This is a genomic window from Candidatus Avelusimicrobium stercoris, from assembly GCF_002437085.1.
GTDB lineage: Bacteria > Elusimicrobiota > Elusimicrobia > Elusimicrobiales > Elusimicrobiaceae > Avelusimicrobium > Avelusimicrobium stercoris.
The window spans coordinates 7,329-16,170 of record NZ_DJOA01000054.1; the positions used below are offsets into that span (position 1 = coordinate 7,329).

9 protein-coding genes are annotated in these 8,842 nt (G+C 51.1%); 7 read left to right on the plus strand and 2 right to left on the minus strand.

Translation table 11 applies throughout. From position 1 onward, the window contains the following. Positions 1 to 112 precede the first annotated feature (112 nt). Together B2118_RS07480 and B2118_RS07485 are read left to right on the plus strand one after the other, a co-directional pair. Positions 113 to 730 carry a carbonic anhydrase gene (locus tag B2118_RS07480; RefSeq protein ID WP_428054702.1) on the plus strand — a complete coding sequence of 206 codons (618 nt, stop codon included), beginning with the start codon at positions 113 to 115 and terminating at the stop codon, positions 728 to 730. After that, entirely contained in the window at positions 731 to 2,134 is a 1,404-nt protein-coding gene (locus B2118_RS07485) for a PTS transporter subunit EIIC (protein WP_428054704.1), read from the plus strand. Positions 2,135 to 2,179: 45 nt separating this feature from the next. Here the strand turns inward: B2118_RS07485 and B2118_RS07490 are convergent, their stop codons facing one another. Beyond that, positions 2,180 to 3,001, minus strand: a complete 822-nt coding sequence (locus B2118_RS07490; protein ID WP_428054706.1) for a radical SAM protein — start codon at positions 2,999 to 3,001, stop codon at positions 2,180 to 2,182. A 60-nt stretch (positions 3,002 to 3,061) separates the two neighbouring features. On the opposite strand from B2118_RS07490, the gene B2118_RS07495 reads away from it, so the two are divergent. From B2118_RS07495 to rsmA, 3 genes are read left to right on the plus strand one after another with little or no spacing between them, the layout of a single operon-like run. Next, complete coding sequence (locus B2118_RS07495) at positions 3,062 to 3,478, plus strand: hypothetical protein (protein ID WP_428054708.1); 417 nt, start codon at positions 3,062 to 3,064, stop codon at positions 3,476 to 3,478. Between the two features lie 39 nt (positions 3,479 to 3,517). After that, on the plus strand, positions 3,518 to 5,212 hold the full coding sequence (locus B2118_RS07500) for a tetratricopeptide repeat protein (RefSeq protein ID WP_428054710.1): 1,695 nt from the start codon (positions 3,518 to 3,520) through the stop codon (positions 5,210 to 5,212). Between the two features lies 1 nt (position 5,213). Continuing rightward, positions 5,214 to 5,987, plus strand: coding sequence for a 16S rRNA (adenine(1518)-N(6)/adenine(1519)-N(6))-dimethyltransferase RsmA (gene rsmA / locus B2118_RS07505; protein WP_428054712.1), 774 nt, complete (start codon positions 5,214 to 5,216; stop codon positions 5,985 to 5,987). An 18-nt stretch (positions 5,988 to 6,005) separates the two neighbouring features. On the opposite strand, the gene ftcD is transcribed toward rsmA, so the two are convergent. Beyond that, positions 6,006 to 6,977 (minus strand): glutamate formimidoyltransferase, encoded by a 972-nt coding sequence (gene ftcD, locus B2118_RS07510; RefSeq protein ID WP_428054714.1) that lies wholly within the window; start codon positions 6,975 to 6,977, stop codon positions 6,006 to 6,008. Between the two features lie 139 nt (positions 6,978 to 7,116). On the opposite strand from ftcD, the gene B2118_RS07515 reads away from it, so the two are divergent. Both B2118_RS07515 and B2118_RS07520 read left to right on the plus strand, forming a co-directional pair. After that, positions 7,117 to 7,320, plus strand: coding sequence for a cold shock domain-containing protein (locus B2118_RS07515; protein ID WP_087288232.1), 204 nt, complete (start codon positions 7,117 to 7,119; stop codon positions 7,318 to 7,320). Positions 7,321 to 7,398: 78 nt separating this feature from the next. Next, a complete protein-coding gene (locus tag B2118_RS07520; protein WP_428054716.1) occupies positions 7,399 to 8,763 on the plus strand; it encodes an MATE family efflux transporter in 1,365 nt (454 codons plus the stop codon). The last annotated feature ends 79 nt before the right edge of the window (positions 8,764 to 8,842 follow it).

Genomic DNA, 8,842 nt, shown 5'->3' on the forward strand with positions numbered 1-8,842 from the left:
CATTGCGGAAATAGTGTGGCTCCATTAATCGTAACTTAGCGCATAGAGTGGCCGCCCGCAGGGTCCAGCCCGCAGGGTGCACGGGGCGTTTTTAAACTGCTACAATATAAGTATGAATTTGACTGCTTATCCTAATGACGGGCTCCGCCAGTTGGTGGAGGGGTACCGCCGTTTTTTTAACGGGGACCCGGTCCGCCGCGGTTTTTGCGCTATCCACGCCGAGCAAATCGCTAATACGCAGGCTCCGCACTCAATGGTTGTCAGTTGTTTTGACAGCCGCGTCTGCCCCGAGGCTATCTTCAATACCAACGACGGGCATATTTGTGTACACCGCAATATGCTCAACCAAATTGACCAAGAAGACTTTTCTATGATGGCCTCCTTGCGCTTTGCGGTGGAAAACTTAAAGGTGCAAAATATTGTGATTTTAGGCCATAGCGATTGTAACGCCGTTGCCAAACTCCAACATTTGGAGGAATTAACGCCCGAAATCCGCGCGTGGCTGGACCGCACACATACCTCGTACCGCGGAAGCACGCTGGAAGAAGCCATTAAAAATAACGTACTGGACCAGTTGGGCCATTTAAAACAAATTCCGTGCGTGGCGTCCGCCGTGCAAGAGCGGGGGCTGAATTTGGAAGGGATGTATTTCCATATTAACACCGGGCGTATGGAGCGTTACAACGTCAAACAAAACCAATGGAATTTTATTTCTACGGAGGAAAAATAAATGCCTGCCGATTTGAAAAATATGTATAAAGATATTTTAGCGGCCGTTGGCGGGGCGGACAACATTGCCACGCTGGGCTGCTGTATGACGCGCCTGCGCTTTACCGTAAAGGATGAAACCCTAGTAAAGCCCGAAGCCCTGCGTAACGTGCCGGATGTGGCGGGCTACTTTTATTCGGGCGTACAGCACCAGTTGATTGTGGGGCCTTCTACGGCGGGGAAGTTGGCATCTTACTTTCAGGAACGCCATCACTTTGCACCGCTTTCCAATACCGCCTACCAAGCCCCGGCCAAAGAGGAGCCGGCTCCTGCGGTGGGAGACGTACAGGAAAACAAAACCGCCGTGCGCAAACGCTATTCCAGTTGGCTAAGCAAGGCTTGCTCGGTGGTGGGAAATATTTTTCTGCCGCTGATTCCGGCGTATATCGGCTGCGGGTTACTGTTGGGGATTAGCAATATTTTGGCTAAAACCGTGCTGGCGGACAGCCCCAACGCCGCGGGCTTGCTGGCGGTGTTCGGGCAGGGGATTTTCTTTTATTTAAATGCGGTGGTGGGGTATAACGCCAATAAAGAATTTGGCGGCACTCCTGCCTTGGGCGTGGCGTTTGCGGGTATTTTGAATATGCCGGCGCTTGCCAAAATTACGCTCTTTGGAGCACCGTTAATGCCCGGCAAGGGGGGCGTAATTGCCGTACTTTTGGTGTGCCTGGCGGGCAGTTGGTTTGAAAAACGCTTGCGCTCTTTTATTAACGGCACTTGGGAAATGTTTATCACGCCGACGCTTACTATTTTGGTGGTGGGCTTTGTATCCTTGGCGTTAATCCAGCCGGTGGCGGGAGAACTGTCGGACTGGCTCGCGCTGTTTACGCAAAAGGCCTTGGCGCACGGCGGCTGGCTGACGGGGGCTCTCTTGGGCGGAACCTTCTTGCCGCTTGTGATGATGGGTGTACACCAAAGTTTAGTGCCGATTCACCAACAACTGGTGGATATGCTGGGGATGAATCCCTTGTTCCCTATTTTGTGTATGGCTGGGGCCGGGCAGGTGGGCGCGGCGGTGGCGGTGCTTTTAAAGACCAAAAACACGCGCTTAAAAACGATTGTAAAGACGGCCTTGCCCGTGGGCCTGTTGGGCATTGGCGAGCCGCTTATTTATGGCGTAACCTTGCCGCTTTTTAAACCCTTTATCGGCGCGTGTCTGGGGGCGGCTGTCGGCGGAGCCGTGATTGCGGCCTGCCACGTTACTTCCGCTATCCCGTTTGGCGTTTCGGGGGTGGTGCTGTTTCTCGCACTATCCAATTTGCACAGCGCCATTTTTTACGGCGTAGGCTTTTTGTGCGCGCTTTTGGCCGGATTTGCAATTACGTGGAAACTTGGTTTTGACGACCCGCCCAATGACGAAATTTAACGGACGAAAAAACCCCCGGTTTAACGGGGGCTTTTTTGTCGTATGTTATTCGCCGGAATAAGAGGGAAACGAGCCAAAGAAAATATCCGCCCGCACATTTTGTTCGTGGCAATAGTCGGTAATCTCTTTGGCGAGTTTCGTCCAATAAGACGAGTCTTGCTTGATGTAAATATCACCCATTAGCGGCAAGGCTTCGGGGTAGTGCCCTTCCACAAAATCCATTACCTTGCGATGGAAGGCCGGGCGCATATTCAAACTGTCAAACCCGTAACGGTTTACATAAGGTTTGGTAAGGGCGATAATTTGTTTCCAGTCCGTAATGCCCGGAAAGAGCGGCGCCACCATTACAGCGGTGGAAATGCCCGCCCCGTGCAAGGTTTTTAAGGCGTTTATTTTGTCCGCCACGGGCGAAGCCCCGGGCTCGGCCGCTTGTCTAAAACCTTCATCGGCGGACGAAAAGGAAAGGGCCACTTCGCATTGGTAGAGTTGCTTAAACAAATCTATATCCCGCACGACGAGGGCCGATTTGGTAAGAATATACACCTTGGCTTGGCAATAGACCAGTTGCTTAATGATGTTGCGGGTGAGTCCGTATTCTTTTTCATAGGGATTATACGGGTCCGTTACCGAACTTAACATTACGCGGGTGCGGAAGAGTTTGCTTGGTTTTAGTGGTACGTCGCATTGTTTTACGTCTAAAAATTCGCCCCACTCCTCGCTATGGCCGCTGAATTTGCGCATATATTCCGCATAGCAATAAATACACTTGTGCGGACAGCCGACATACGGGTTTATGGCGTAATCAAACCCGGCGATTTTGGACTTGGAAAGGAGCGTTTTAACAGGTGTCGTATCAAGGCGGATCATAGCGTCTTCTCCCTAGCGAAATATTTTTATATAGTGTACAATATCTACAAGGAGAACGAAATGCAACTTGCTACTTTGCACACCTGGTGGGATAAAATAAAGCATTTTTTTGACTTTGCCGCGCGCCGCCGTGCCTTGTATGAACAATGGGACCGCTTGGCCTCCAACGGCGACGAAGAAGCCCGCTACCGCCTGCTGATGCTCTACCAAGAGGAAGGACGCGAATATTATCCCTTGGCCTTTAAATGGACGGTGGTAATGGCCAATAAAGGCGAAGATTGCGGTGTAATGTTGCAAGCGGCGGAAATGTATCAGGCGGGCGACGGCGTGCCCAAGGACGATTCCAAGGCGCTCTTGTGGTTTGAGCGCGCGCTTTCAATGCACATTGTGCAAGGCAAAAATTCTCCGCTGTCTGTTGACGCTTCCAACTATATCCAAGAACGCATCCAAACCCTGCGCCGCGAACTGGGCCGCTAACGTTTGCCCAAGCCCCCGTTTTTTATTTATCATATACATATGCAGCCCAAACGGTTTTTTATACCCTTTTTACTCACGGCGGGGATATTTATTTTGCCCGCCGGGCCGTCGCACGCGTTCTTCCCGTTTTCATTTGGCAAGCAGGAGATTAAAACCGATTATTCCCAAACCGTGTGGGACCGTATGATGTTGGAACAATCGGCGGTGGATATGCGGCGCGGTATGGGCGAAATGAGCCAAGCCCGCTATAAAGAAGCCACGGACAGTTTTGCGCGTGCCGTTATCAAAAACGCCAAATCGCCATTGCCGTATTTGCTGTTGGGGGCTTCGCTCTATTGGAGCGGCAAGGTGGAGGACGCCATCAGCGAATATAAAGAAGCCCAACGGTTAGACCCCAAAAATCCGCTGTCTTACCAGTTGCTTGGCATTGCCGCCGGCTGGAAGGGGGACGTAAAGCAGGCGCAGGAATACTTTTTAAAGGCCAATGAACTAGATGAAAATAAAGCCGATACGCATATGAATTTGGGTTCCACCTATGCGGTGGGGCAAAACTGGGAAAAGGCCTTGGAGCATTTCCGCCGTGCGGTGGAACTGGCGCCGCAGGAACCCTTGTACCATTACCAGTTGGGTACTTTATATGAAAATATGGGTAGAGATGAGCAGGCCGAAGCATCCTTCAAAAAAGCGTTGCGGCTGTTTCCGTCTTACGAGGATGCACAGTTAAGTTTGGGCGCGCTGGAAGAAAAATTAAACCGCCCGCAGGAAGCCCTAAAATATTACAAAAAAGCCGTCCACACCAAGCCCGGCGACTATGTGGCGCGGTTGCGTTATGCGTTTTTGCTCGTCAAACAAGGGAATAAAAAGAGAGCGCGCGAAGTGCTGGAAGAAGCGTTTTCCATTACCCGCTTTAAGTCGGAGGGGCTTGCGTTAAACGCCGTGTACCGTGCCAGCGGACGCTCGGCGGAGGATTTTAAAAAGCAGATTGAGGATTTTAAAACGGGCCTTGAAAAGGTGTCCGCTTCCAAGGCGGTAAATATTGAGGTTTCCTTGGAGTATAACCCGGTGTCCTCCGCGCCCAAAAGCACGGGCCGCCGCGGGCAAACCTTTGAACAGGCCTATCAAACCTTGCGCGCAGAAAGCGCCGCGCCGGATGACCTTTCGCCCCGCGCCTTTAAGCGGATGTTTACCTTGCCGGAAGGTTCCGCCGCGGAACGCCAACAGCAAATAGATAATTTAATTTCCGGCTTGGAACAGGCGGTGGCCGAGGGAAGCGGAAAGTATAACGTCAATTTGTCTATGCAGGGGCGGACGGTGGATTTTGCTTCGCCTTCGGCCCTTACACAAAACAATTTAAACGCGCCCAAGGCCGTGTACGACCCGCGCATTGTGGGCAACGATATGGGCCTGTGGGTAATGGGGCGGACTTGGATTTTTTTCGTAGATGACGCGGCGGCCGAATTGCAGGAGTCTTTGCCCGTGTGTGCGGCTGATAACTTGTGTGAACTTTTAACGGGCGTGGCCGCCTTGGCGCGCGGAAACAGCGCGCAAGCCAAGCAGGCGTTTTTGTCTGCGCAAAACAAAAGCCCGCAGGATGAACTGCCGTGGCTGGGGTTAGGCACGGCCTCTGTGGTGGCGGGGCAGGACGATGAAGCCCGCACGCATTACGAGCGCGCCTTGCGTTTGGCCCCCAAAAACAAAATTGCCGCGCGGAATTTAAAGGTATTGGCGGAGTGATATGCAAAAATACGGACAACATTTTTTAATTAACGAGAACGTAATCAACCAAATTATAGATGCGGCCCTGCTATTAAAAAGCGAAAATCTGGTGGAAATCGGCCCGGGCAAGGGGGCGCTCACCAAGCGCTTGATTGATCGCGGGTGCAAAAATTTTACCGTCGTGGAAATTGACCCGGAAATGGAAGCGTATTTGCAAAAGACCTTGCCCAAAACGGCGGGCGTAAGCATTTTGCGGCAGAATTTTTTGCAGGCCGATTTGGAAAAACTGGCTCCGCGTCCTACGCTGTTTGTCAGCAATTTGCCGTATATTGATGCGGCGGATATCTTGGATAAAGTGCTGGGCTGCCCGCACTTTCAAACTGCGGTATTTATGTTCCAAAAAGAGCAGGCCCAGCGTATCCGGGCCCGCGCGTGCGAAGAGGGGTATGGCCCCTTATCCGTTTTTAGCCAACTGCGCGCGCAGATTAGCCCCATTTGCAAGGCGGGGCGCGGATGCTTTAATCCGCCGCCCAAGGTGGAAAGTATGGTGCTGGCGTTTATGCGCCCAGGCACGCGGTTAGTTCCCGCCGAAAAGTGGCCGTCCTTTAAAAAATTGGTTAGCGTGGCCTTTTTGCACAAACGCAAAACTTTGTTTAATTCTTGGTCGCTGGCCGGGTACGATAAGCAAAAAATAACGGACGTGTTAGCCGCCTGTAAGGTTAAACCAACTGCGCGGCCGGAGGAAATTTCGCCTGCCAAATATGTGGAGTTGTGGCAAAAACTTTGCTGTTAAATAAAAAATATCCCGTGATTATCGGGATATTTTTTCGTCAGATAAGCGGTATTCCAAAATCTTTTCGCGGGGGGAAAACGGGCGGACTAGGTTTAGCCCTAAATTTTCTATGGCTGCACTAATGAGGGCGGTTTCGTTGCTTTCCGCGGGTGTGTAAAATCGGCCCGCTTGCAACAAGGCGTCCAATGGGGCCAGCCCGATGAGTTCGCTCCCGGTTACGCATAGACCCCGTTTTTCGGCCTCGCGCTTGCACGCTTCAAATACGTCTGCCATACCTGTTTGTTTAAAGTTTGTTAAGTTGAAGGATACCTGTGCGGCCTGATAGCCGGGCATTAGCCAGCCGATGGCCTTAACGGCCTTTAAGCCGCCGTTTTTTTCGCGCAAGCACGCGGCGATTTGTTTGGCCGGAGCCGTGTCTGTGGTGTTTAACGAAAGGTTGTACGCCAGTAAAAAGTTGCGCGCCCCGATAACGCTCGCGCCCGTTTTGGCGACACTTTCGGTAAATTCCGCCGGGCCTAAATCGGGGGGAAGTTCACGTAGTTTGGCGGGTAAACTTTCGTATTCTCCGTGCCTTAAATAGGCCAAATTCTTGCGCTCGGGTGTGATTGCGTTCTCCTCGTAAAAATATACGGGGATATTTAAGCCGGCTACCTGCTGCCCTAGTTTGCGTGCCTCGGCCGCGGCTTCCTGTAAGGTCATTTGAGCGATTGGTACAAAAGGGCACACATCCACCGCGCCTAAGCGCGGGTGTGCGCCGTGGTGCGTGCGCATATCCAGTAAATTGCAAGCGGCCTTAAAAAGTGCAAGCGCGCTTTTGCGCACCTCGCCCGGTTCGCCTGCCAGAGTCAGCACGGTGCGGTTGGCGTCTTTGTTGGCTTCCACATTTAGCACCTTGGCGCGCGAAGCGGCAGCCACCCGGCGGACGATAGCGTCTATTACGTCCGGGCGTCGGCCCTCGGAAAAATTTGGAACGGCCTCCATTAATTTCATAAAATAATTATACCCCTTTTGCACCGCCAAAAAAATATTTAAGAATATTTGCACCATTTTTCCTAATTTATAGTATAATAGTTGTAGGTACTTATTAAGTTTAAGTACCCGTAAATTATAAAAGGAAGTAACAAGTAAAATGCCTAAAGGAAAAGTTAAATGGTTTAACGACCAGAAAGGTTACGGCTTCGTAACCCCCGAAGATGGTTCTAAAGATCTCTTTGTACACTATCAGGAAATCCAGGGCGACGGTTTCAAAACCTTGGCCGAAGGTCAAGAAGTTGAATTCGAAGTCGTAGAATCTGAAAAAGGCCCGAAAGCCGTTAAAGTCGTCAAACTGTAATTTTTTGAAGGACTTTATAAACCCCGTGGCCGTAAGGCGACGGGGTTTTTTGCTGTTTGTTTGCGGAGTGTGAAATAAATGAAAAAGACGTATGCGCAGGCTTCTCTTAGCGAGTTGTGGTACTTATCTTACCCACTCATCGTAACAATGGCCGCGCAGGTAATTATGCAATTTGCGGACCGGATGTTTTTGTCTTGGTATTCGCACGAGGCCTTGGCCGCTTGTGTGCCCGCGGGCGTACTGGCGATGACGTTTTCCTCTATGTTTATGGGCCTTGCCAGTTATACAAGCGTGTTTATCTCGCAGTATTACGCCAAAAAGAAATATGCCTCGGTTACCATATCTTTATGGCAGGGTGTTTTACTGGCGGTATTGTCGTCCGTATTATTGGCCGCCTTGACGCCTGCTGGCGTGGGGCTCATAAACTCCTTTGGGCACGATATGTCCGTGCGTGTGCTGGAAATTAAATATTTTAGTTTGCTTAACCTCTTTGCCGGGCTGACGGTGATTAACAGCGCGCTGGCCAGTTTTTTTAGCGGACGCGGCAAAACCAAGGTGCCGATGTGGACTTCGCTCGTGGGGAATATCGTCAACATCGTGCTGGATTATATTATGATTTTCGGCAAGTTGGGTTTCCCGGAAATGGGCATTATGGGCGCGGCGTGGGCGACGATTATCGGCTGCGGTGCAATGACGCTTGTTTACACTACGCTTATTTGCGCGGGCAAGATTCGCCGCGAATTTAAGATAACGCGCTTGGCCGGGTTTTATAAGCCTGTGTTTGCGCGCTTGGTGCGCTTTGGCCTGCCCAATGGGTTCGGCTTTTTAATGGACATTTTATCCTTTACGCTGTTTACGTTTATGGTGGGCAGTATTGATGTGCTGTCCTTGGAAGCAAGCAATATCGTAATGTCTATGCAGCCCGTGGTGTTTATGGTGATTTTGGGGCTGGGGATGGGTATCCAAATTTTGGCGAGCAAATACCAAGGTTTAAAACGCCCGGATTTGACGTTAAAGGTGCTTAAAAATGCGTGCAAATTGGGTTATCTGTATGCGGGCACGGTGGGGGTGCTGTTCTTCTTTTTCGCCCCGTTCTTTGTCGGTTTGTTTGTGCCGGCGGGCTCGCCCAACGCGGCGGAGATTGCCGCTAAAACCTATCCGCTTATGAAACTAGTGAGTTGCTTTGTGCTGTTTGACGCCACTTATCTTATTTTCGGTGAAACCCTGCGCGGGGCGGGCGATACCAAGTTCTATATGCTGGTAATGCTTTTTTGCGCGTGGGGACTGCTAATCCCCGGGACGTGGCTGATTGTGTATAAGTTGCAACTGTCTGTGTTCTGGGTGTGGAGTTGGCTGACGTTTTACGCCGCACTGACGGCTGTGCTGATGGTGTGGCGCGTGTGGCTGGGCAAATGGAAAACGATTAGCGTAACTGGAAATTAGGCTTATTTTGTATTGGAAAAATGTAAACGCCCCGGGTTTTTGCCCGGGGCATTTTTGCTGATATGAAAATCCACCGGCT